This window comes from Paenibacillus sp. FSL K6-1096, assembly GCF_037977055.1.
Classification (GTDB): domain Bacteria; phylum Bacillota; class Bacilli; order Paenibacillales; family Paenibacillaceae; genus Paenibacillus_AQ.
Map to the genome: position 1 here is coordinate 1,363,841 of NZ_CP150274.1, position 21,920 is coordinate 1,385,760.

Annotated in this window: 17 protein-coding genes; 7 read left to right on the forward strand and 10 right to left on the reverse strand. The window is 56.6% G+C overall.

Annotation, left to right across the window (positions count from 1 at the left end):
• Positions 1-10: 10 nt before the first annotated feature.
• The 3 genes from MHI24_RS06245 to MHI24_RS06255 all read right to left on the reverse strand — a co-directional run bounded on the left by MHI24_RS06245 (position 11) and on the right by MHI24_RS06255 (position 3,761).
• Positions 11-934, reverse strand: coding sequence for an ABC transporter permease subunit (locus MHI24_RS06245; protein WP_340026615.1), 924 nt, complete (start codon positions 932-934; stop codon positions 11-13).
• A 277-nt stretch (positions 935-1,211) separates the two neighbouring features.
• On the reverse strand, positions 1,212-2,231 hold the full coding sequence (locus MHI24_RS06250) for a LacI family DNA-binding transcriptional regulator (protein ID WP_340024711.1): 1,020 nt from the start codon (positions 2,229-2,231) through the stop codon (positions 1,212-1,214).
• 765 nt (positions 2,232-2,996) lie between these two features.
• Complete coding sequence (locus MHI24_RS06255; protein ID WP_340024712.1) at positions 2,997-3,761, reverse strand: YheC/YheD family protein; 765 nt, start codon at positions 3,759-3,761, stop codon at positions 2,997-2,999.
• A gap of 218 nt (positions 3,762-3,979) precedes the next feature.
• On the opposite strand from MHI24_RS06255, the gene MHI24_RS06260 reads away from it, so the two are divergent.
• Positions 3,980-4,780: a DUF6492 family protein gene (locus MHI24_RS06260; RefSeq protein WP_340024713.1), complete on the forward strand. Its 801-nt coding sequence runs from the start codon at positions 3,980-3,982 to the stop codon at positions 4,778-4,780.
• A 15-nt stretch (positions 4,781-4,795) separates the two neighbouring features.
• The gene (locus tag MHI24_RS06265) at positions 4,796-5,809 is read left to right on the forward strand and encodes a sugar phosphate nucleotidyltransferase (protein WP_340026616.1); all 1,014 of its coding nucleotides are present in this window, start codon (positions 4,796-4,798) and stop codon (positions 5,807-5,809) included.
• A gap of 378 nt (positions 5,810-6,187) precedes the next feature.
• Here the strand turns inward: MHI24_RS06265 and MHI24_RS06270 are convergent, their stop codons facing one another.
• Positions 6,188-6,982: a Nif3-like dinuclear metal center hexameric protein gene (locus tag MHI24_RS06270; RefSeq protein ID WP_340024714.1), complete on the reverse strand. Its 795-nt coding sequence runs from the start codon at positions 6,980-6,982 to the stop codon at positions 6,188-6,190.
• Positions 6,983-7,073: 91 nt separating this feature from the next.
• A complete protein-coding gene (locus MHI24_RS06275) occupies positions 7,074-9,158 on the reverse strand; it encodes an alpha-glucuronidase family glycosyl hydrolase (RefSeq protein WP_340024715.1) in 2,085 nt (694 codons plus the stop codon).
• Positions 9,159-9,432: 274 nt separating this feature from the next.
• On the opposite strand from MHI24_RS06275, the gene MHI24_RS06280 reads away from it, so the two are divergent.
• Positions 9,433-10,338 (forward strand): AraC family transcriptional regulator, encoded by a 906-nt coding sequence (locus MHI24_RS06280; RefSeq protein ID WP_340024717.1) that lies wholly within the window; start codon positions 9,433-9,435, stop codon positions 10,336-10,338.
• 66 nt (positions 10,339-10,404) lie between these two features.
• Here the strand turns inward: MHI24_RS06280 and MHI24_RS06285 are convergent, their stop codons facing one another.
• The gene (locus tag MHI24_RS06285; RefSeq protein WP_340024718.1) at positions 10,405-11,058 is read right to left on the reverse strand and encodes a GntR family transcriptional regulator; all 654 of its coding nucleotides are present in this window, start codon (positions 11,056-11,058) and stop codon (positions 10,405-10,407) included.
• A gap of 226 nt (positions 11,059-11,284) precedes the next feature.
• Between MHI24_RS06285 and uxuA the strand changes: the two genes are divergently transcribed.
• Both uxuA and MHI24_RS06295 read left to right on the forward strand, forming a co-directional pair.
• Positions 11,285-12,361, forward strand: a complete 1,077-nt coding sequence (gene uxuA / locus MHI24_RS06290) for a mannonate dehydratase (protein ID WP_340024719.1) — start codon at positions 11,285-11,287, stop codon at positions 12,359-12,361.
• On the forward strand, positions 12,362-13,978 hold the full coding sequence (locus MHI24_RS06295) for a mannitol dehydrogenase family protein (protein WP_340024720.1): 1,617 nt from the start codon (positions 12,362-12,364) through the stop codon (positions 13,976-13,978). It begins immediately after the preceding gene.
• A 216-nt stretch (positions 13,979-14,194) separates the two neighbouring features.
• Here the strand turns inward: MHI24_RS06295 and MHI24_RS06300 are convergent, their stop codons facing one another.
• From MHI24_RS06300 to MHI24_RS06310, 3 genes are all read right to left on the reverse strand, one after another.
• Positions 14,195-15,781, reverse strand: a complete 1,587-nt coding sequence (locus MHI24_RS06300) for a glycoside hydrolase family 43 protein (RefSeq protein WP_340024721.1) — start codon at positions 15,779-15,781, stop codon at positions 14,195-14,197.
• Complete coding sequence (locus tag MHI24_RS06305) at positions 15,778-17,733, reverse strand: YjhG/YagF family D-xylonate dehydratase (RefSeq protein WP_340026617.1); 1,956 nt, start codon at positions 17,731-17,733, stop codon at positions 15,778-15,780. Before MHI24_RS06305 ends, MHI24_RS06300 begins: the two co-directional genes overlap by 4 nt.
• A 74-nt stretch (positions 17,734-17,807) precedes the next feature.
• Positions 17,808-18,566 carry an IclR family transcriptional regulator gene (locus tag MHI24_RS06310; protein ID WP_340024722.1) on the reverse strand — a complete coding sequence of 253 codons (759 nt, stop codon included), beginning with the start codon at positions 18,564-18,566 and terminating at the stop codon, positions 17,808-17,810.
• A gap of 94 nt (positions 18,567-18,660) precedes the next feature.
• Between MHI24_RS06310 and MHI24_RS06315 the strand changes: the two genes are divergently transcribed.
• Together MHI24_RS06315 and MHI24_RS06320 are read left to right on the forward strand one after the other, a co-directional pair.
• Entirely contained in the window at positions 18,661-19,572 is a 912-nt protein-coding gene (locus MHI24_RS06315) for a dihydrodipicolinate synthase family protein (RefSeq protein WP_340024723.1), read from the forward strand.
• A 99-nt stretch (positions 19,573-19,671) separates the two neighbouring features.
• Positions 19,672-20,700 carry a sugar diacid recognition domain-containing protein gene (locus MHI24_RS06320; protein WP_340024724.1) on the forward strand — a complete coding sequence of 343 codons (1,029 nt, stop codon included), beginning with the start codon at positions 19,672-19,674 and terminating at the stop codon, positions 20,698-20,700.
• A gap of 64 nt (positions 20,701-20,764) precedes the next feature.
• On the opposite strand, the gene MHI24_RS06325 is transcribed toward MHI24_RS06320, so the two are convergent.
• Positions 20,765-21,907, reverse strand: coding sequence for a glycerate kinase (locus MHI24_RS06325; protein WP_340024725.1), 1,143 nt, complete (start codon positions 21,905-21,907; stop codon positions 20,765-20,767).
• Between the last annotated feature and the right edge of the window lie 13 nt (positions 21,908-21,920).

Sequence of the window (21,920 nt, forward strand, 5' to 3'; positions counted from 1 at the left end):
AAGACCTCCCTTATAACACCGATTGATTGTCATTTAATTTACGGGTGACGGAGTTGGCGGCAACCAGCAGGATCACCGATACGATCGAGACGCCCAGCCCGACGGCGGTGGCATAGGAGAAATCCCCCTGCGTCATCCCCATGCGGTAGACATAGGAGTTGATGACCTCCGCTTTCTCGCGGTTCTGCGAGTTCATCAGCACCAGCGTCTGGTCCAGGTTCGAGCCAAGCAGGCCGCTTACCGTCAAAATCAGATTCAGGCTGATAATCGCCTTCATATTCGGAAGGGTAATGTTCCAGATCTGCCGAATCCGGCTGGCTCCATCAATCCGGGCAGCCTCATAATAGGTCGGGTCGATTTTGGCCATAATGGCCAGATACAGAATCGTGCCCCAGCCGGCTTCCTTCCAGATATCCGACAGCGTGGCAATCCACCAGTACTTGCCTGCATCCAGCAGGATGTTGGCCGGCTTCGAGATCAGCCCCAGACTGAGCAGCAGCTCATTGAACAGGCCGGAGGTGGAGAACCAGGTGATCAGCATCCCGCCCAGGACGATCCACGACAGGAAATGCGGCAGATAGGAGATGGTCTGGACGAATTTTTTGAAGCGGCCCATGTTCAGCTCGTAGATCATAATGGCCAGAATAATCGGAATGATGAATCCGATGCCCAGCTTCAGGAAGCTGATTCCCAGCGTATTGATGACCGCATCCCAGAAGTATTCGTCAGACATAATAATCCGGAAGTTGTCGAGACCCACCCAGGGCGCGGAGGACAGCGTGTCGATGACCGTGTAGTTCTTGAAGGCGATAGTCAGCCCGTAGATGGGTATGTAGCAGAAGATAATCATGAAAATAACGCCCGGCAGCACCATCGACTGAATCTCCCACTGTCTTTTGTAATCGGTTACAAATTCTTTGAAGCGCTGCCCCATGGGCTTCTTGGCGCCTGGCGGCCTGGAGTCCGGCGCTGCCGGGGCGGATGTTGCGCTTGCTGGTTTGTTCACGTTCGGCTCCCCTCCTGCTGCATAATTGATACATTCGATTCGATAAAAACGTTTTTATTTTTGGACAAGCAGAAACGCAATGCCGTCCTTTTAAAGGAAGGTATCGTTTCAGCGAGAAATAGAAGGATTTTTTATAGCGGGAAGCTTATAAAATCTTCTATTTCAGAAAATCCCCCCTGCACGAAATTTAGTAAAAATCAGCCTGCTACTTGCGCCCGCTGCGGTCCAGCTTCACATGGCTTGAGCCTCTGACGATCAGCTCTCCCTGGAGCTTCTGCACAGCGCCCTGCTCCTTCTCCTGAATCAGGCGGACCAGATGGTCAATCGCCAGCATGCCCTGCCGGGCAATCTGGTTCCGTACCGTGGTGAGCGGCGGTGAATAGTAAGGGGCGATATCAATATCATCGAAGCCCATGACGCTGACGTCCTGCGGAACCTCATAGCCGCAAGCCTTGAGCGCCTGGATACAGCCCATCGCACTGATGTCATTGCCGGCCAGGAAGGCATCGGGCAGCTTCGCGGGATGCTGGCGGATGAAGGATTTCACTGCATTGTAGGTGCTGTCTTCCTCGAAGTACCCCTGCAGGATATAATCATCATCCACCGGAAGCTGATACTCGCGGAGCGCCGCCAGATACCCCTCCCGCCGCTGCACGCTGTCGAACATCGTATCCACCCCGGAGATATAGGCAATGTGCTTATGCCCTAGGCTGATCAGATATTTTGTCGCCTCATAACCGGATTCATAGGAATCAAAAATAATGCTCCCCATCCCCTCATTCTCCAGCACCCGGTCCAGAAAAACCGCCTTGATCTTATCCTTCCGCATAGCCGCAATGTCCTGTTCGTCGATGCCCAGCTCTTCATAGATAATGACGCCGTCCACACGCCGGCCGAGAATATTGCTCATAATCACCTGTTTGTCCTTGGTGACGAAGACGTTCAGCCCGTATCCAAGACGGTCGCATTGCCGGGCCATCGACTCTACCAGCTTGTAGAAGTAAGGGCCTGATACACTGGTGGTGAAGAACCCCAGCATCTTGGTCGTACCGGACTTCAGCAGCTTGCCGTTCAGGTTCGGGACATAATTCAGCCGCTGCGCCACCTTCAGCACATGGGATTTCGTCTCCGGGCTCAACACATCCACATCATTCAAGGCATTAGAGACAGTGGAGATGGATACTCCGGCCTCTCTGGCCACATCTTTGATCGTTATCTTCCCCATATTAGTGTTCCCCTGCAATAAAAACGTTTTTATTGAATATAAAATAACATGAAACCGTTTTAAACACAACCCTTTTTCTCATGAGCTTGTCCTGCCACCTTTGCATGGTTAGTAATCGCCTTAAATATCCTCCCTTGGAGGGGAGGGTCCGGGGTCAAATTTATCTTATTTTACTATAAAGCACCCGGATTTAGCTATCGCTGGTCGGGCAGGCAGGCGCGCCTCTGGTTTAGAGGGCACGCAGGAGGGGCTGAGTGGGCCGGGGGCGATGGAGTGAGGGCGGCGGAGCTCGGAGCGGTGGAGTGATGGCGGAGGGAAAAGCTCGGCTGGGGGCGCTTACTCATAGCATCGTTCCCAGCCGAATGTTAGGGTCTAATAGGTTCGGTTTTTTTCACACATTTGACCTTATGGCCTCCTTATGCCTACCGCACCATTTCAATTCCATAATTTCAGTAAGGTGTGAAGCTGCGTTAGTAGAGAATAATCAGAGATAAGTGTATTCTGTACAACTAAAAGCAGTGAAACAGAAGGAGTTCCTCCTTTAACTGTATTCTGTACAACTACATTTACCCGGATGGGCGAAAATCCAAGTGTAATGGCATTTTAATTGCACGAAATACAGCTAAACAGAGATTCGGTGGCACATCCGGGGATTTAGTTGTACAGACTGCAATTAAGCCTCCCCCTTGCACCGTAATCGGGCACGGCAACAATCACCAAGAGATGAGTTAAAGTACATTTCAGACGTTTAATTCTGATGCTGTACTATTTGCTTTTCCGCTTCACACCCAGCCCCCGGTATCTCATGACTCTGCGGTACATCGACTTATCCTTGAGCTGATTGAAAATATAAGGGTCCGGGTTCATGTTCACTTCAATAATCCATGGCTTCAGAGCGCGGTCAAGGCCGACATCGACTCCGAATTGCCGGTGGTGCGGATAGGTCTTCCGCAGCTGCGAGGCTATACGGACACCCAGCCGGTTCATTTCCCCCTTAAGCTGCACAAGCTGCTGCGCAGACAGATGGGTGGAGAGCAAATGCTCCACTGCAGTCGGTTTACCGCCGCTGTGGTAATTGGTCACAATTTTGCGCGGATGCCCCAGCCGGCCGATAATCCCGGTAGCTTCCCATACCCCTTTGGGACTGAGCTGCACCATCACCCGGATATCGAAACGCCGCCCGTTATGCTTCAGCAAGTGGATGCCTTTTTGCAGCAGATAGCTCCTTTTGCCAGTTCTCTTCGCCAGACTGTGGTGAAAGGCATCGAACGTATCGAAACGGCGGACGGTCTCCTCATACTGGTACATGTACCCCTGCCGGTTCACCCGCTCAGCGCGGATCACGCCATTGCCATAGGTTCCCCGTTCCGGCTTGATATAGATCATCCCATAACCGTGGATCATCTGCTCCAGATTGCGCCTGTTGAATCTCCGGGTATCGGGGATGAAGGTCTTGATTCCCTCGTTCTTAAGCAGCAGTTGTGTCTTATACCATTTGCTCACTCCTGATTGAACCTGTTTGGCTGTCACTTATGCACTCTCCTGTCCGGGATGGAGGTCTCGGCTCCGTTTTTTACATAAAATTACATACACGCTGCATCTTATGCCGCTGAAGGCGCTCTTGGATATGTCATGTGTCCCGTATGAAAAGATTAACTTGTGCTGGACGATTGCCCTCTCCACCGGCGCTCCGCAGGCATACCCTAGTGAAGACGTTCGAATGTCAATATATGTATGGAGATGAATCCATGTCCGTGACCTCAAGCGCTCCACCTGTCGATATTCTGATCCCGGCTATTGCTAAAGATCTCGCCACCCTCCCTTATGTCATTGATAGTCTCCGCCGTTATGTCCGGCACCCGATCAGCAATATCTATATTGTCTCGCCGGAGAACAGCAGCATCAGACAGCTGTGCTCCCGGAAAAGCTGTATCTTCGTCAATGAAACCACCGTCCTGCCGTTCACCAAAAAAGCGATCCGCTATTCCTCCTCCCGCTGGAACCGCTCCGGCTGGCTGTATCAGCAGCTGCTGAAGATGAACGGGGATCAAGTGTGCCGCGAGAAGTTTTTCCTGGTCATCGATGCGGATACGGTGCTGATCCGTCCCCATCGTTTCCGTTCCGGCGGGAAAAGCATTTTCTATTGCCGCAGCTGGAGCCAGCCGGAGTATTTCCGCACCTACCGCAAGCTGCTCGGTTCCCCGGCACCTTCGCCCAAGTCGTTCGTGACCCATTACATGCTATTCGAGTCCGCGAAGCTGGCCAGCCTCAAACGAAAAATTGAAGCCCGCCACGGAATGTCCTGGCATGCTGCCATTCTGCGCTCCATTAACAAAAAGCGGCAGTTCGGCTTCTCTGAATTTGAGACCTACGCCAACTATGTGTACAGCACAAACCGCAGCTCCGTGCTGCTCAAGAATGCCAATAATAAAGCTCTGAAGATCCCGGTTGGCTCATTGGGAAGAACGCAGCTGAGCAAGTATGCCCGAACTTACCGTTCGCTCTCCTTCCATCAGCGCAAGGGGTACTCCATTCCGGGCAAGCCCTAAGGAGGCAAGAAAGTGATGCATACTATTCTGCTGTGCGGCGGCTCCGGCCAGCGGCTGTGGCCTCTGTCCGGCAGCATCCGCTCCAAAATGTTCCTGCCACTGCTCCCTGCACCGGGCGGCGGCACAGAATCGATGATCGGGCGGGTATGCCGGCAGCTCGGTCAGGCCGGACTGGATGAATCCCTGTTGCTGGTGGCCCATCAGGAGCAGATTGCCCTCACCCGTCGGTATACCGGAGGCAAATATCCGGTGACCGGGGAGCCGTGCAAGCGCGGCACCTTCACCGCTGCCGCGTTAGGCGCCCTGCACCTGCTTGCAGCCGGCAAGGCACAGCCGGAGGACATCATCTGCATCGCTCCGGCGGACATGTTCGCGGATGATGATTTCTTCGGTCATTTTCATCAATTTGAAGCGATCCTGGCCACCTCACAAGCGGAGCTTCTTCTGCTGGGAACGAGACCTGCCTATCCCTCGGAGCAATATGGCTATATCGTCCCGGCACAGGCAGACGCTGGCGCATATGCACCGGTATTAACTTTTGCCGAGAAGCCGGATACGGCTACAGCACTGGAGCTGATGCGTGAGCAGGCCTTATGGAATTGCGGGGTATTCGCCTTGCGGCTGGGCTTCCTGCTGGAGCATCTGGAGCGGCTGGGGCTGCCCTCCGAATTGGCAGCGTTGACCGCCCAGTACCCGGATCTCCCGGTCCGCAGCTTCGACAATGAAGTGGCGGAGCGCAGCACCAGAGCTGTTGTCGTCAGGCATGAAGGAGAATGGTCTGATCTGGGGAGCTGGGATACGCTGGCGGACCGGCTGCCCTCACAGGTTATTGGCGAAGGGGGACTATGGGGAGAATGCGGAAACAGTCAGCTAATCAACGAGCTGGAGGTGCCGCTGCATGTGATTGGGGTCCCCGGTATAGTTGCCATAGCCGGCCCTGATGGTATCCTGATCGCCTCCAGGAAGGAAGCGAATCTGATCAAGGAGATTCTGGCGGAGAATAAACAGCGTAGGCAGGACTGCCCCTGACAAGTGGAAACGGCTATGCCGTCCTTTTTAAGGACGGCACCCGTTTCAGCGAGAAATATAAGGATAAGTTATCGTGTGCAACATATAAATTCTTATATTTTCAAAAAAACGCTACTGACAGCCTAATGTCAGTAGCGTTATTGTATTAGTCGCGTTTATAGAACCCTGAGCTGTATGCTGTTTTTCATATACATCCGGGCCGTGTGCCTGCTGCGAGCACAATGTATGTTGTTTTTCATATACATTCGGTTCGTGTGCCTGCTTGCGAGCATAATGTATGCTGTTTTTCACATACATTCGGGCCGTGTGCCTGCTGCGAGCACAATGTATGTTGTTTTTCATATACATTCGGTTCGGGATATCTCTGAGCTACGCTACTTATAGGATCTGATACACAGGCTTCTCTTGAATGTATTGTACCGGCACCTGCGGGAACTGCCCGGCCAGCCGCGCGGCCAGCAGCTTCATCCCGGGCGCTTCGCTCTCAGCGTGCCCGAGCATCAGCAGCGCCCGGTTCCGGTCCTGCTGCCCGGCATCGCGGATATATTCAGGCACCTCCCACTCGAAGCCTTCACCGGCGATGACCAGATCAAGCGACTCCTGCTCGTACATCGGGATGACCGTACTGCCGTTCCCCCGGAAACCCACCAGCACCCCCACCCTGGAGCATGTGGCCGAGAGGTTTCCCGCTGCGCGGACATAAGAGAGATTCAGCTTCCGCTTCACATGGGCGGCCACTTCCGAAACGGTCAGCTCAGGGATCGTGAGGATCGACACCTCGGGGAGATGCCGCTCGATATACGGCTCCCACTCCAGCTCCTGGAGCAATCCCTCCACAATCCCGTCCGGCGTATAACGGTGTATGCCATCATGGAAGCGGTAGATGCTTATCCCGCTCTCTTTGATAAGCGCAGACTTCTGCTGATAGACGGAATCCTGCTCCAGCCCGGTCCTGTGATCCTGATGGCTATAGAACACACCTTCATGTGTGATTACAAGATTCGCGCCAAGCGCGGCCGCCTGCTCAATGACATACTGCGAAGCGGCGAAGGCAGTCACGATGCCCTGTACTTCCGTATCCGCAGCCTCCGGCTCCAGCTTGTCTACCGTATTCACGGGCAACTGCACCCCTGCGTTCAAGTGCTCCAGCACATCACTGAAAGTCAGTGCCATGAGATCTATTCCTCCTTGATGTTACCCAAATGAGTCCATGGCTCACCCTGTCAAGAGACAGGGCGTTGCCGTCCGGTACACGGATGCTGCCTTAGTAGATGGTCCGGCCTAATGCATCTGAAATTCCGCTCTTGCGGTAGAAATACGTATTGATCTGGTCACGCCATTCCTTGGCATGGGCTGCCTGTCCCTTCAGGCGATCCTCCACCTGGGTATACAGGCCGTCTGCGATGCTGCCCTTCAGTCCGCGCCACGCGTCCAGCAATCCTTCGGCACGCTCTGCACCCTCAAAATGAGTGTCGTAGATATGCTGGATGACGGTTTTGCCGGAATGCAGCACATGGGTATACGGCACATGGTGGAAGAACAGCAGCAGCTCATCCGGGCATTCCTCCAGCGAATCGTAACGCACGGCGTTGCTGCCCATGTACTGCGCGCTGTAGCCTGTTCCGGTCGCCACGGTGCGGTCTACCCCGATGCCCAGATGATCGGCGTAATGGTATGTCCCCCACATGGAATACTCATAGCCGTCCACATTCGGGCCGTAGTGATGCTCAGGGTTAATCATCCAGCCAACGCCAAGCGGCGAAGTGTAAGATTCATAGATCTCCCAGGAATCGAGCAGAATCCGGCTGATGACTCCGGCTACCGCAGTGTCCGTACCGAATGTTAATGCGATCCACTCCGCCGCAATCTCTTCTGCACTCAGCTCAGGATTCCAGGCCAGCCGGCCGAAGCCGTAGAGGTTCGCCTGGGCCAGCAGATGCCCGGTCCAGTTGCGGTCATTGCCCACGTTGGATACCGCTGCAATCCCGCTCAGGCGGTTGCCCCACAGTGATCCGTCCACAATCCGCTTCACCGGAGCCGGGCCGCTTTTGGCCTCCGTATCGAATTCGAGGATTTCCTTCCACTGGGGAACGAGATAGCAGACATGACGCTGCTGTCCGGTATATTCCTGGGCAATCTGGAATTCAATCACCTGATTGGTGCGTTCCAGCGCCCCGAAGAGCGGAGATACCGGCTCTCTGACCTGGAAGTCCATCGGGCCGTTCTTGATCTGCAGAATGACGTTATCATGGAACTGGCCGTCCAGCGGCTTGAAATGATCATAGGCCGCTCTGGCCCGGTCGGTCTTGCGGTCACGCCAGTCCTGCTTGCAGTTGTATACAAAGCATCGCCAGATGACAATGCCGCCGTAAGGCTCCAGAGCTTCAGCCAGCATGTTGGCCCCGTCTGCATGGTTCCGTCCGTATGTGAACGGGCCGGGACGGTTCTCCGAGTCGGCCTTGACCACGAAGCCGCCGAAATCAGGAATTGCTGCATAAATATCGGCTGCTCGCGACTTCCACCATTCGCGCACGCCGGCATCCAGCGGATCTGCAGTGCCCACTTCCCCTTCATGCATAGGTCCGGCGAAGTTCACGCTCAGGTACAGGCGGATGCCATAGATCCGGAAGATATCAGCGATTCTGGCCACATCAGGCAGGTAAGTAGAGATAAACAGCGTTTCCAAGGCATGGACGTTAACATTGTTGATGGCAATAGCGTTAATACCGGCGGTAGCCATCAGCCGCGCGTAATCCGTAATTCGGTCCATATCCTTCGTGAACTCGTTATTCTCATACAGGAAGGAACGGCCGGAATATCCCCGCTCCACGCTGCCGTCGAAGTTATCCCAATGATTAATCATCCGCAGCGAATTTACAGGATTCACTACTTCATCCAGGCTTCCGATATCCTGCCCGGTTGCAATAAGGCGCAGAAGGTGGAGGACACCGTACAGCACGCCCGCCGGTGAGGAAGCTCCTACGGCGATGCACTTCAGGGACTCACTGGTACGGATCACGAAGCCTTCCGCTTGAACAGCCAGGGCTGTCTTGTCATCAAACACCTTCGCGATCAGCTCATTCCCCCCGCCGAAGGTGCCGAAGGCCACCTTGAACCCTTCCGGCTGCGGTGCAGATACCGCCTCAAGGTCCAGCAGGGAAGCGATTCCCCGCTGCCATTCATGTAGCGCCGCCTGAACCGTATCATGCTCTTCCGTGACCGATACAGCGCCGCACCATTTGGTGTATTGCTCGCGTACAGCGCCCTGCGGCAGCTGCGGATAGCTCAGCCACGCATTGTATCCGCTCTCATATACAGCTTCATTCCCGTTCCCGGATTGTTGTCTCATGTAATCTCTCCTCCAGTTCTTAATGCTTGCGCCAGCAGGCCAATAACGGTTCACTGCGCCCGGCCTCCTGTCCATTGACAGGGAGGCATCCCTGACAACCAAATCCATCTTGTATACTAGTTCTCGTTCAGGTTCATCCTACCACGCCCCAGCCGGGCCGGAACATTGTCAAATCAGGCTATTATTTACCCAAATCAAGCAGAAATCCTGTATACTAACTTGTAGAGCTTCTTCACTCATTATACTTAAGACAAGGTGTCAGGGGGACGTACCATTGGCTTCAGCTTTCTTACCGCCCGTACCGGGACAAAGCCTCAGTGAAACCATCATCCCGGATGTAAAAACTACACTTAACCTGTTCGGTATGCATCTGCGCAAGGTCAGCGGAGACTGGGATTATCCGCAGCATGTCCATCCGCAGTATGAATTCAATTATGTGCTTGAAGGGGAGCAATTACTGGTTGTGAACGGCCAAAGCTACCTTCAATGCGCCGGGGACCTGGTGCTGCTGAGGCCGGGCGATGCCCATTCCAGCCGCAGCGGGAACGGCGGGCCTTTTACCTATTTCTGCATTCACTTCGATATCAACGACAAGCTGCTAATCTCCCTGCTCAGCCGCCTGAATCATGTCCTGTTCACCTCGGAGAGCAGTATCGCCCATAGGCTGGGCCCTATTCTCGCCAGGCTGGTGGAGATCTCCGCTTCGGATTCGGGCGCCGTCACCATGTCCCAGCGCATGAGGCTGCAATCTGCTGTCTTCGAGCTGTTCGCCCAGCTATGGGATGTCTTCTCGATTGATGCCGACATTTCCTCTCCCGGTACCTATGAGAAGATCGAGCTGGCCCACCAGATCCGCAGCCGTCTGCAGGGTCTGGTCTACCAGCAATTCAAGCTGGACATGCCTGACGACAGCCATTACGGAGTGGACGACATCGCCTCCGAGCTGGGGATCAGCGCCTCACATTGCTACCGGGTGTTCCGCCAGGTCTTCGGCATCTCCCCGCGCGCCTTCCTGTCCGAGCAGATGCTGCATGAGGCCAAGGTGCTGCTGGATGACCACAGCCTGTCCGTCAGCCAGGTCTCCGGCCTGCTCGGCTACCGCGACATTGCCCATTTCAGCAGACAGTTCAAGCGCTGGAGCGGCCAGTCGCCCCGCGAATACCGCGAGGGCCTGGAGTAGAGAAGCCGATGGCCTAGCGCGTGTATTGCCTGCCTTCATCGCTGATGAGGGCGGGCTTTTTCTGCTCTATTTTTTGATATACATAGCGAAGTGCTCCTGAAGATTCTTGGAATCGATATCCGCCCGCAGATGGTGGTGCAGCAGCTCGTCGATCCCCGCAGTGTCGCCCTGTACGATATAGTCCAGCAGCTGCTGGTGCTCCTGCCGGATGGCAGCCAGCTTCTCGTCCTTCAGCATATGCAGCTTCCGGTAACGGATGTAGTGCACATTGAACTGCTGGAGCACGCCCCACAGGAATTCGCGCCCGGCCAGGCCGAACATCGTGCGGTGGAACTGGTCATCAAGCTGCAGGAACACCTCTGCTCCCTCGGCCCGCTCAATACACTGCTGCTGCTTGGCCAGGTTATCCCTCAGCTCATGCAGCCCCTTCAGCGGGATATTCCCGGCCAACGATTTCATAATCTCCTTCTCCAATACATTGCGCAGATAGATAATCTGTTCCACGGACTCCAGGTCTATGTAGGATACGAGATTGCCTTTTTTGGGATAGATATCGACGTATTGCTCCAGGGACAGCTGCTTCAGCACATCGCGGATCGGCGTCCGCGACAGCTGGAAGCGCTCGGACAGAGCCGTCTCACTGATCATCGCCCCCGGCTTCAGCTCAAGGGAGAGAATCTCCTGCTTGAGGTAGGCCATTATTTCTTTTTTGGAAGTCATGGATAGACCAACTTTCTGTTCGGGATTGTTCTTCCCCCCATTATATAGAAAAGGGATATGAATTTCATTGACAAAGATGAACGCATATTCTATGATCATTACGAATCCAATCTTGTATACAAGATTATGCCACATGTTCCGATGATTCTGTAAGGTCAATTGTCACAAGGCTTCGGATGGTTACCATTTGTATTTATGCTTATCTTACTTAAGGAGGAAAATGACAATGAATATGACTTGGAGATGGTACGGCGAGGGCAACGACAATATCACCCTTGACCACATCCGTCAAATCCCGGGCGTTATGGGCATCGTCTGGTCGCTGCACCACAAGGTGGCCGGTGAGGTCTGGGAGATGGAAGAAATCCAGAAGGTTGCCGATCAGATCACAGCCAAGGGGTTCAGCACAGCGGTGGTTGAAAGCGTCAACGTTCATGACGATATCAAGATCGGACTGCCGTCCCGCGACAAATACATTGACATCTATATCGATACAATCCGCAAGCTGGCCAAGGTTGGCGTCAAGGTCATCTGCTACAACTTCATGCCGGTGTTCGACTGGACCCGCACCGAGCTGTACAAGGAGCTGCCGGACGGCTCAAACGCACTCTTTTATGAAAAGGCTGCCATTACCGACAATCCGCGCGAGATGGTGGACCGCATCCTGAAGGGTGCCGGAGAATTCACGATGCCGGGCTGGGAGCCGGAGCGGCTGGCCAAGCTGGATGAGCTGTTCGCGGCCTATGCTGACGTTACTGAAGATAAGCTGTTCGACAACCTGAAGTATTTCCTGGAGCGCATCATTCCGGTGTGTGAAGAAGTGGATATCAAAATGGCGATTCACCCTGACGATCCGGCCTGGCCGATCTTCGGACTGCCGCGCATTATCCGCAGCCGCGATACAATCCGCCGCTTCCTGGACATGGTCGACAGCCCGTATAACGGCCTGACCTTCTGCACCGGCTCGCTCGGAACGAACCCGGAGAATGATCTGCCGGCGATGATCCGTGAATTCCATGACCGGATTTATTTTGCCCATATCCGCAATGTGAAGGTGTTCGATAACGGAGACTTCATTGAAGTATCCCACCGCGGACGCGATGGCAGCGTAGATGTAGCCGAGGTTGTTAAGGCGTACCATGAGAGCGGCTTCACCGGTTATGTGCGTCCGGACCACGGCAGACATCTCTGGGGCGAGGAGAAAAATTGCCGTCCAGGCTACGGCCTCTACGACCGGGCGATGGGCATCATGTATCTGCTGGGCGTATGGGACAGCCTGGAGAATGTTAAGGGGGCCAAGTAAATGCTGAGTCTAAGCAGAAGCAGCATTGCGGACCGGGCGGCCTGGGAAGCCGCAGGCGTGGCGCTGCCGCAGTTCGATTACGATGCGGTTGCGGCGAATACGCAGAAGAAGCCGGAGTGGGTTCACTTCGGAGCGGGCAATATTTTCAGAGGCTTCGTGGCGAATGCCCACCAGAAGCTGCTGGACAGCGGCAAAGCAGACACCGGCATTATCGCGGCCGAGACCTTCGACTTCGAGATGATCGACAAGGTCTACAAGCCTTACGATAATCTGACTCTGCTCGTGCTGATGAATGCGGCCGGCGACTTCCAGAAGCGGATCGTCAGCAGCATCGTCGAAGGCATCACCGCAGATAAGACCAGGGAAGCGGATTACAGCCGCCTGACTGAGATTTTTGAGAATCCCAGCCTGCAGATGGCGAGCTTCACGATTACGGAAAAGGGCTATTCGCTCACCGGTCCGAACGGCCAGTATCTGGGCATCGTGGAAAAGGACATCGCCGGCGGGCCGGAGCATCCGGTTCACGCGATGAGCATCGTGGCTTCCTTCGCCTACAAGCGTTACCTGAAGGGCCAGTACCCGATGACCTTCGTCAGCATGGACAATTGCTCGCATAACGGCGACAAGCTGAAGCAAGGCGTGGTCACCATTGCTAAGGAATGGGCCGCGAAGGGCCATGTAGAGGAAGGGTTCGTAGCTTATCTAGAGGATGAGCAGAAGATTACCTTCCCGCTCTCCATGATTGACAAAATCACCCCGCGCCCGTCCGAATCCGTCCAGGCCGCACTGCTTGCGCAGGGTATCGGCGGCATGGATGTAATCGTCACCTCCAAGAACACGTATACCGCTCCTTTCGTCAATGCGGAGATCAGCGAGTATCTGGTCATTGAGGATAAGTTCACGAACGGGCGTCCGGCGCTTGAAGCAGCGGGCATTATCTTTACGGACCGCGACACAGTGAATAACGTGGAGACGATGAAGGTAACCACCTGCCTCAATCCGCTGCATACGGCGCTGGCGGTCACCGGCTGTCTGCTCGGCTACACGCTGATTGCCGACGAGATGCAGGATGCTACGCTGCGGAAGCTTGTCGAAACTATCGGCTACAAGGAAGGCCTGCCGGTTGTTGTTGATCCGGGCATCCTGAGTCCGAAGCAATTCCTGGATGAAGTGCTGCAGGAACGGTTCGCCAACCCGTTCATCCCGGACACTCCGCAGCGGATCGCCACCGATACCTCACAGAAGGTCGGCATCCGCTTCGGCGAGACGATCAAGTCGTATATCCGCCGTGAGGAGCTTGATCCTAGGGATTTGACCGCGATACCACTGGCGATTGCAGCGTGGTGCCGCTATCTGCTCGGCGTGAACGATGAAGGCGCTGAGTTTACGCTTAGCCCCGACCCGTTGCTGGAATCTTTGCAAGCGCGTCTCGCGGGGATTACGCTGGGCGCAGATGCGGCGAAGGCCGCTGGCGTGCGCGCGGTGCTGGAGGACCAGGCCATCTTCGGCGTGGACCTGTACGCCGCCGGACTGGGCGAGACCATAGAGGCGATGTTCGCCGAGATGGTGGCTGGGCCGGGTGCGGTAAGAGCGACGCTGGAGAAGTACACCGCCTAAGGAGTGGGCGGTGGGCGAGTGTGGCCCGGCGGGCGAATTGATTGGAGGCCGGGGAATTGGGCTGCTAAGGAATTCAAGTTCATTAATGCTCTTCATTTCGGCGGTTTCGCTCAATTTTCCAGCTTTGTCACCGGCCGTATACCTACCTATATCACACCAAAAAGACCAGGAGAATGGCTCCCGGTCTTTTTGGTGCTGCTTAAAGCTTCCACTACCCTACTCCTGCTCCAGATACTCAAAGTAATCAAAATCCGCCGGATGCAGCGTGCCGCTGAGGTCCTGCGCACACATGCCGATGAACGTGCCGGTGAAGCGGATGTAGGCCGGGAAATCATCGGACAGATGATAAATTTCCAGAGCCGGGCCGATCTTCTCCCAGGTGGATTCGCCAACCTTGTAGTAGAACTGGGCGAATTCGCCGTCGATGACGACCTTGAGCGCTACGCTTGCTCCGGCAGGCAGCGGAATTTCAGGCGTCAGGGTATCTTCATAGACTCCATCCTTGGAGCGGATGAGTCCCAGGGTTCGGCCGCCGAGGACTTCATCGTACGTGATCCGCAAATAGAGGTAATCCTTCGTATCGTAATAGACGATCAGGCCGGCCATCTGCTGGAAATGCTGCGGCTCGAAGTCCACAGAGGTCTCGGCGCTGCACCGGAAGGCCTGCTGGCGCAGGGCGACCAGGCTCTGGCGGTGCATGGAGCTCATCGACTCCCTGCCCCGCAGGCGCAGATAGCCGGGACGCTCCTGAAGCGAGAGCCATGATTCATCGGCCGGCACGCGCAGCGTGCTCCAGCGGACATCCAGCTGCGGAGCCTCGAAGTCGTCGCGCGGAGCGGCGGGTTCAAAAGGATGCGCCGGAAGCTCCGGGCCCTCCACCGTCAGCTCCGGGGCATTGCCGCCCCCGGACAGGGCCAGCCAGCCGTCTGCCGTAAATTCGACGCGCTGAATTGATGTCTCCCGGCCCAGGTTGCAGTACTTGTCCTTGACCGGCCGGCCGCACAGATGCACCATGTACCATTCGCCGGTCTGGGTCTCGACCAGGCTGGCATGGCCGGCCTTTTGCAGCGCCAGCTCAGGGTTGCCGGCAGAGGTCAGCAGCGGATTAACCGGAGCAGTCTCGTAAGGACCTTCAATCTGCTTGGCACGGGCTACGGTCACCGCATGATCATACTGCGTACCGCCCTCAGCCGTAATCAGGTAATACCAGCCGTCCTTCCGGTACAGGTGCGGGCCTTCGGTCAGCGCCAGCTCCGTTCCCTTATAGATGTTAGTGACCGGCCCGATTAGGCGCTGCTCTTCCACCGAATATTCCTGGAGCACAATACCGGCGAAGCTGTTGCGGCCGGTGCGGTGATCCCACAGCATATTGACCAGCCATTTGCGCCCGTCCTCATCATGGAACAGCGAGGGGTCAAAGCCGCTGCTGTTCAGATAGACCGGCTCCGACCAGGGGCCTTCGATATTCTCGGCCGTCACCAGATAGTTCGGCGTATCCTTGAAGGCACCCTGGCGGCTTTTGACATCGGTATAGATCAGATAAAAGAGTCCATTGTCGTACGTGAGGCAAGGTGCCCAAATGCCCCCGGAGTCGGGGTCCCCTTCCATATTAAGCTGCGAGCTGCGGGTCAGCGCATAGGTCAGCGGCCGCCAGTTCACCAGATCGCGCGAATGATGAATCCGCACGCCGGGGAACCACTCAAAGGTAGAGGTGGCAATGTAATAGTCATCCCCTGCCCGGCAAATCGACGGGTCAGGATGAAATCCGCGCAGAATGGGGTTATGAATCAGATTGTGGCTCATCGTTTCTCCTCCAATGCTTGCCGTCCTGCTTCCAGTAAGGCAATGATTTTGTCAGTATCGTAGACACAGCCCGTCCAGGTTCCGCCGCTGGCCGCCTGCAGCGCAGCCCACAGCCGGGTATCCTCCGGCAGGCCCGGATCGACCGCCAGTCCCGGATGCGGTGTCCGCGAAGCCAGAATCAGCGCTCCCGCTTCGTTCGTCAGCGGCTCATCGCCCTCGCCCACCAGATTCACGCTTCCTTCCAGGTTCACGGTATCGATCCGCACCTCTACCCAGTCATTGTCGCGCAGCTTGCCAAGCGGGCCGCCGGCCAGCGCTTCCGGTCCCATATGCCCGATGCAGGCACCGGTGGATACGCCGGAGAAGCGGGCATCCGTGATCAGCGTCACGTATTTGCCGTAGGGCAGATGCTTGAGCGCCGAGGTGAGCTGATACGTCTCCTCCATCCCCGTCCCGCTCGGCCCGCGGCCAATAACGGCCAGAATATCGCCCGCATGAACCATACCCAGCTTGATGCTGCGGATGGCGGCTCGCTCGGTGGTGAATACCTTCACCCGGCCGATATGGCGGTAGACGCCCTCTTTGTCCAGCACGGACGGATCAATCGCCGCCGATTTGATGACTGCACCTTCGGGGCAGAGATTGCCGATAGGGAACGTCATCGTGGATGCCATGCCCTGGCGCTTGGCCTCTGCCGGGCTCATGATTACGGAATCCGGGTCTACGCCGTCCGCTTCCAGCAGCCGCTGCCGCAGCTCCGTCCGGCGCTGCGAGCTCTCCCACCAGTCCAGATTCTCGCCCAGTGTGCGTCCGGTTACCGTCAGCACGGACTCGTCGATCAGCCCCAGCTTTCGCAGGTGCAGCATGACTTCAGGGACACCTCCGGCGAGGAATACCCGGATGGTCGGATGCGGCACCGGACCATTAGGCAGCACGCTGACGAGGCGCGGAACCATCCGGTTCACCCGGTTCCAGTCCTCGACAGTCGGAACCTTCAGCCCGGCAGCATGAGCGATAGCGGGCAGATGCAGCAGCAGATTCGTGGAGCCGCCGAAGGCCGCGTGCAGCACCATGGCGTTATGAATGGACTTATCCGTAAGGATGTCGCTCATGACGATTCCGTTCTGCTCCAGATGCTGCAGGGCCCGGGCCGACTGGCGGCCGATATTCTTCCAGATCGGCTGGCCCGAAGGTGACAGGGCCGAGTGCGGCAGCGCCATGCCCAGCGCCTCTGCAATGACCTGGGCAGTCGCGGCAGTGCCGAGGAATTGACAGCCGCCGCCCGGGGTTGCGCAGGCCCGGCAGCCGAGGTCGGCCGCCTCCTCCAGGGACAGCTCCCCGTTGCTGTAGCGCGCCCCGATGCTCTGCACCTTGCCCGCATCCTCCCCGTTCACCGGGGGCAGGGTTACGCCGCCGGGCACGATGATACCCGGCAGCTTGTGCATTCCGGCAAGGGCCAGCAGCATGGCGGGCAGGCCTTTGTCGCAGGTGGCTACGCCGAGCACTCCCTTGCGGGTAGGCAGGGAGCGGATCAGCCGACGCAGCACGATGGCCGCATCATTACGGTAGGGCAGGGAATCGAACATGCCGGCTGTTCCCTGGGAACGGCCGTCACAGGGATCGCTGACATATCCGGCAAACGGAATCCCTTCGTTCGCGGTAATCTCTTCGGCGATCTCCTCCATCATGACGCCGATCTCCCAGTGGCCGGTATGATACCCGAGCGCCAGCGGACTGCCATCCTCGCGGCGGATACCGCCCATCGTTCCGAGAATCAGGTACTGGGGCCGGTTCAACAGCAGCGGATTCCAGCCCATCCCGGCATTCTGGGTCATGCCGAAAATTTCACCGCTCGGCGCATTCCGCAGCACCTCTCCGGTAATCGGCAGCTGGCCTGCCGGTCCCTCGGCGGCGGTATGTACAGGATCATTCTCAATGATGTCTTCCTTCATTAACTCTTGCACACTCAGTTTCACAGTAACCCCTTCTCTCCCTCAGTATGAATGAACTTGCCCGGATGCCTAAGCTAAGACAGCGATAGCTTCTCTGCCAGCGCCTTTACCTCCCGCAGCGCAATCTCCCGCTTCGCATCGAATGCGTGCTGAAGCATCGAGGTGCTGACGGCGGCAACTGCCCGTCCTGACGCATCCAGTACCGGTGCAGCCACGCAGCTGATGCCTTGAATAATCTCCTCCTGATCCAGCGCGCAGCCGTCCTTACGGATCGCCGCCAGCGCTGCGGTGAACTCAGACCAGTCTGTCAGCGTGCGGGCAGTGACCGCAGGCAGCATTTTGGCCGGATAACGATGTTCCAGCTCCCCCTCCGGCAGCAGCGCCAGCATCATCTTGCCCATCGCTGTGGCATGTGCCGGAAACCGCATCCCGGGACTGGACTCCAGTCTGACCAGGGACTGCCCTTCCTGCTTCGCCAGATAGATGATCTCATTGCGGTCAAGCACCGACAGCTGGAAGGTCTCCCCCACCTCGCGGACACTTACGGCCGATTCCTCCAGGAACCGCTCCACCAGATTCATATTCTGCTTAAGGGAATCATTGTAGACCGTGTTATAGTAAGAGATCCCCGCTCCAAGCGCATACCCCTCATTCGCCCCCTTGACCACCCATTGCAGGGCTTCCATTGTGCGCAGCAGCGAGAACATCGAGCTTTTGTTAATGCCGGTTTCTTCACACAGGTCGGTCATCTTGTTCGCTCCGGGCTGCCTGGCAATGGCCTTCAGAATCAGATCAGCCCTCTCCAAGGCCGGAACCCAGTATTTCTGCTCCACACGCTATCCCCTCTCATAAATGCGTTGCTTAAGCCCAATCAGTTCACTATAATAATCTTATGTTTATAATAACAAACCAGGAGGCAAAAATAAAATGAAACTTAGCCACCCGAACGCAGGTGTCTTTCCTCCCGTCCCGACGATTCTGGATTCTGCCGGGAAGTTCGACCGTGCCGGTATGAAGCTGCTGATCGACCGGTTGATTGAGCAGGGGGTTCACGGCATGTTGTTCTTAGGAACCGCCGGAGAATTCACCCTGTTCACCGCTGAGCAGCGCGAAGAGATTGCAGAAGCATGTCTGGAGTATACCAATGGCCGCATTCCGGCCTGGATCGGCACCGGCAGCAACACCGTTGCCGAGACCCTGCGGCTGTCCCGCCATGCCGCGGAGCATGGAGCTACGGGCATCGTCATCATGAATCCGTATTACTATAAGCTGAGCGAGGATGCTCTGTTCGCGCATTACGCCGCTGTGCTGGAAGCAGTCGATGTGCCGCTCATGCTGTACAACTTCCCGGCTATGACCGGTCAGGACCTGTCCCCGGCCTTCGTTGCCCGCCTGGCCGCCCATTATCCGAATGTACTCGGCATCAAGGATACCGTGGACCAGCTTAGCCATATCCGCCAGATGATCATGCAGGTTAAGGCAGTCAGCCCGGACTTCTCCGTCTTCTGCGGATTCGATGAATACCTGCTGCCTACACTCGCTGCGGGTGGAGACGGGGCGATTGCTGCCAGCGCCAACTTCGCTCCAGAGCTGATGCTGGGTGTATACGACAGCTTCAAGCAGGGCGACCTGGCCGGTGTGCTTGCCTTCCAGAAGCGTCTGATTGAGATTCCGGCGCTGTATGCCATCGATGATCCGTTCGTAGCTTCTATTAAAGAAGCCGTCCGGCTGTCCGGCCTGCCGGTATCGACCTTTAGTCTGGCTTCGCCCGGGGTGTGGAGCGCGGAGCATGAGGATAGGCTGAAGCAGATTTTCAGCCGGGCGGGAATTGCTCATTAACTCCGCCGGCGTTGACGCGGTACACCTTCCTTCTCTGTGCCTGATCGGGTATACTTTTGTTCAGATGCACAACTGCACAGTCTAAGGGAGGAATCCGGGTTGTTCCAGCTATCTGGCAAGCAGGCGCAGGAGATTGTAGACAAGATGATGATGGATATTCCCTATAACATCAACATTATGAACCATGAGGGGATTATCATCGGCAGCGGGAACAAGGCCAGAATCGGCACGGTCCATCAAGGGGCGATTGAGGCGCTGTCTACGGGGCAGATGGTCGAGGTGATGGAGGACGGACGCTATGAGAAAAAAGGCACCAACGAACCGATTGTCATCGGCAACACCCGCGTAGGTGTAATCGGCATCTCCGGCAGTCCGGAGGAAGTCCGGCCCTTCTGTAACATTGTCAGAACTACGGTCTCGCTGCTGATTGAGCAGAGGAACACGCTGGAGCATCTCGCCAATGAGGCCAACCGCAAAAAGGCGCTGCTGGAAATGCTGCTCGCCCATCAGGGCGCTTATTCCCAGAAGCTGCGCAAAGAAGCGGCGCTCTATCAGATTGACCTGCTGCTCAAGACCACTGTACTCTATCTCACGCATGTGCGGCCGGAGCCGGAGGAGACGAAGCTGCTGTTCACCCATCCGTCCTTCCAGCTCGATGAGGATACATGGGTGATGCTGGTCCAGAACCGGCCGGACTGCAGCCGCCTGATTGCCGAGCTGCTGCACAGCCAGCCGCAGCTGCTGGTGGCCTCCGGCAGGCTGGAGAACAGCATCGCCGAAGGATACCGCCAGGCCAAAGCCGCCCTTGGCGTTCTGCTGGCGCTCCGGCCTGCCGTCCGGTCCATCCGCTACGAGGATGCGGAATTCCTGGTGAAGCTCAGTCATGCGAAGCTGGCGGACAAGCCGGGTACGGTGATTAAGCTGGAGGATACCGCCGATCTGCTGGAGACACTCCGCAGCTTCATCAATCACAATTGCAGCGTCTCGCAGACGGCGGAGCATCTGAACATCCACCGCAACACACTGCAATACCGGCTGAAGCGGATTGAGACCATTACCGGCAAGGACCCGCGGAATCTGCTGCAGCTCTTCGAGCTGACGCATGAGCTGCTGGCGCTGTATAAGTAGCGGTTTTTGTAAAAAAGCGTAGCCCCAGGGATAAGGGTTCCTGGGGCTATCTCTATGGCAAGTGCTACTCAGCCAGCTTCAGCAGTCTGGCAATATTCTCGCAGGTGCGCTCGACATTAGCCGGTCCGTTAGCGAGCAGCTGCTCCAGGCTGGCCGCGCCCGGCACGATGCCGAATATGGCATCGATGCCTTCGGCATACAGCGTATCAATGCCTTCGCCGATGTAACCGGCCAGGGCAATCACCTTCTTGCCGGCGGACTTGGCGGTGCGGGCGACGCCGTATGGGGTTTTGCCGAATTTGGTCTGGAAATCGATTCCGCCTTCACCGGTGAAAACCCAGTCGGCCTGCTCCAGCTTCTGCCGGAGAGCGGTGTATTCGATAACGATCTCGATTCCCTTCTGCAGCGTGGCCTGCGTGAAGATCATCAGGCCCGCACCCAGTCCTCCCGCTGCTCCGGCTCCCGGCAGGTCGCGCACATCCTTGTGCAGCTGCTGCTTCACGACTTCCGCATAATGAGCGAGGTTGGCGTCAAGCTGCTGCACCATGTCAGGGGTGGCTCCTTTTTGCGGACCAAATACCGCCGAAGCCCCCTGCTCCCCGCATAACGGATTCGTGACATCGCAGGCTACTATCAGCTGCGTGTCCTTCAGTCTGGCATCCAGGCTGCTAACGTCCACTTTCGCCAGTCTGCCCAGAGCACCGCCGCCGCGCGGAAGCTGCCCGTCCGCTTCATCCAGGAACCTTGCACCAAGCGCTTCGGCCATACCGGCCCCGCCGTCATTGGTGGCACTGCCGCCGATGCCGATAATAATTTTGCGGATGCCCCGGTTCAGACACTCCAGAATCAGCTCGCCCGTCCCGTAGGTTGTGGTGATCAGCGGATTGCGCTCCGCCTTGTCCACCAGTTGAATGCCGCTGGCCGAAGCCATCTCGATCGCCGCCGTCTGTCCGTCGCCGAGAATTCCTAATGTGGCCGTGACCGGCTGGCCCAGCGGCCCTATAACCTCTTTATGATGAATCTCTCCGCCGGAAGCATCGACCAGGGATTGGACCGTCCCTTCCCCGCCGTCAGCCATCGGAACATGAATATAGGTTGCTTCCGGGTATATTTTGCGCAGTCCCGCTTCCATCGCTGTGCACACTTCCTTCGCGGTCATGCTCTCCTTGAAGGAATCGGGCGCCAGTACAAAGGTTCTCTCTCTCATTTCCACACCTCAT

Excerpts from the sequence above, each read along its gene's own strand:
- MHI24_RS06250 (WP_340024711.1), bottom strand. The coding sequence starts at position 2,231 with ATGGGGAAGATAACGATCAAAGATGTGGCCAGAGAGGCCGGAGTATCC.
- MHI24_RS06295 (WP_340024720.1), top strand. The coding sequence starts at position 12,362 with ATGCTGAGTCTAAGCAGAAGCAGCATTGCGGACCGGGCGGCCTGGGAA.
- MHI24_RS06305 (WP_340026617.1), bottom strand. The coding sequence starts at position 17,733 with ATGAAGGAAGACATCATTGAGAATGATCCTGTACATACCGCCGCCGAG.
- MHI24_RS06245 (WP_340026615.1), bottom strand. The coding sequence starts at position 934 with ATGGGGCAGCGCTTCAAAGAATTTGTAACCGATTACAAAAGACAGTGG.
- MHI24_RS06260 (WP_340024713.1), top strand. The coding sequence starts at position 3,980 with ATGTCCGTGACCTCAAGCGCTCCACCTGTCGATATTCTGATCCCGGCT.
- uxuA (WP_340024719.1), top strand. The coding sequence starts at position 11,285 with ATGAATATGACTTGGAGATGGTACGGCGAGGGCAACGACAATATCACC.
- MHI24_RS06315 (WP_340024723.1), top strand. The coding sequence starts at position 18,661 with ATGAAACTTAGCCACCCGAACGCAGGTGTCTTTCCTCCCGTCCCGACG.
- MHI24_RS06265 (WP_340026616.1), top strand. The coding sequence starts at position 4,796 with ATGCATACTATTCTGCTGTGCGGCGGCTCCGGCCAGCGGCTGTGGCCT.
- MHI24_RS06275 (WP_340024715.1), bottom strand. The coding sequence starts at position 9,158 with ATGAGACAACAATCCGGGAACGGGAATGAAGCTGTATATGAGAGCGGA.
- MHI24_RS06285 (WP_340024718.1), bottom strand. The coding sequence starts at position 11,058 with ATGACTTCCAAAAAAGAAATAATGGCCTACCTCAAGCAGGAGATTCTC.
- MHI24_RS06300 (WP_340024721.1), bottom strand. The coding sequence starts at position 15,781 with ATGAGCCACAATCTGATTCATAACCCCATTCTGCGCGGATTTCATCCT.
- MHI24_RS06325 (WP_340024725.1), bottom strand. The coding sequence starts at position 21,907 with ATGAGAGAGAGAACCTTTGTACTGGCGCCCGATTCCTTCAAGGAGAGC.
- MHI24_RS06270 (WP_340024714.1), bottom strand. The coding sequence starts at position 6,982 with ATGGCACTGACTTTCAGTGATGTGCTGGAGCACTTGAACGCAGGGGTG.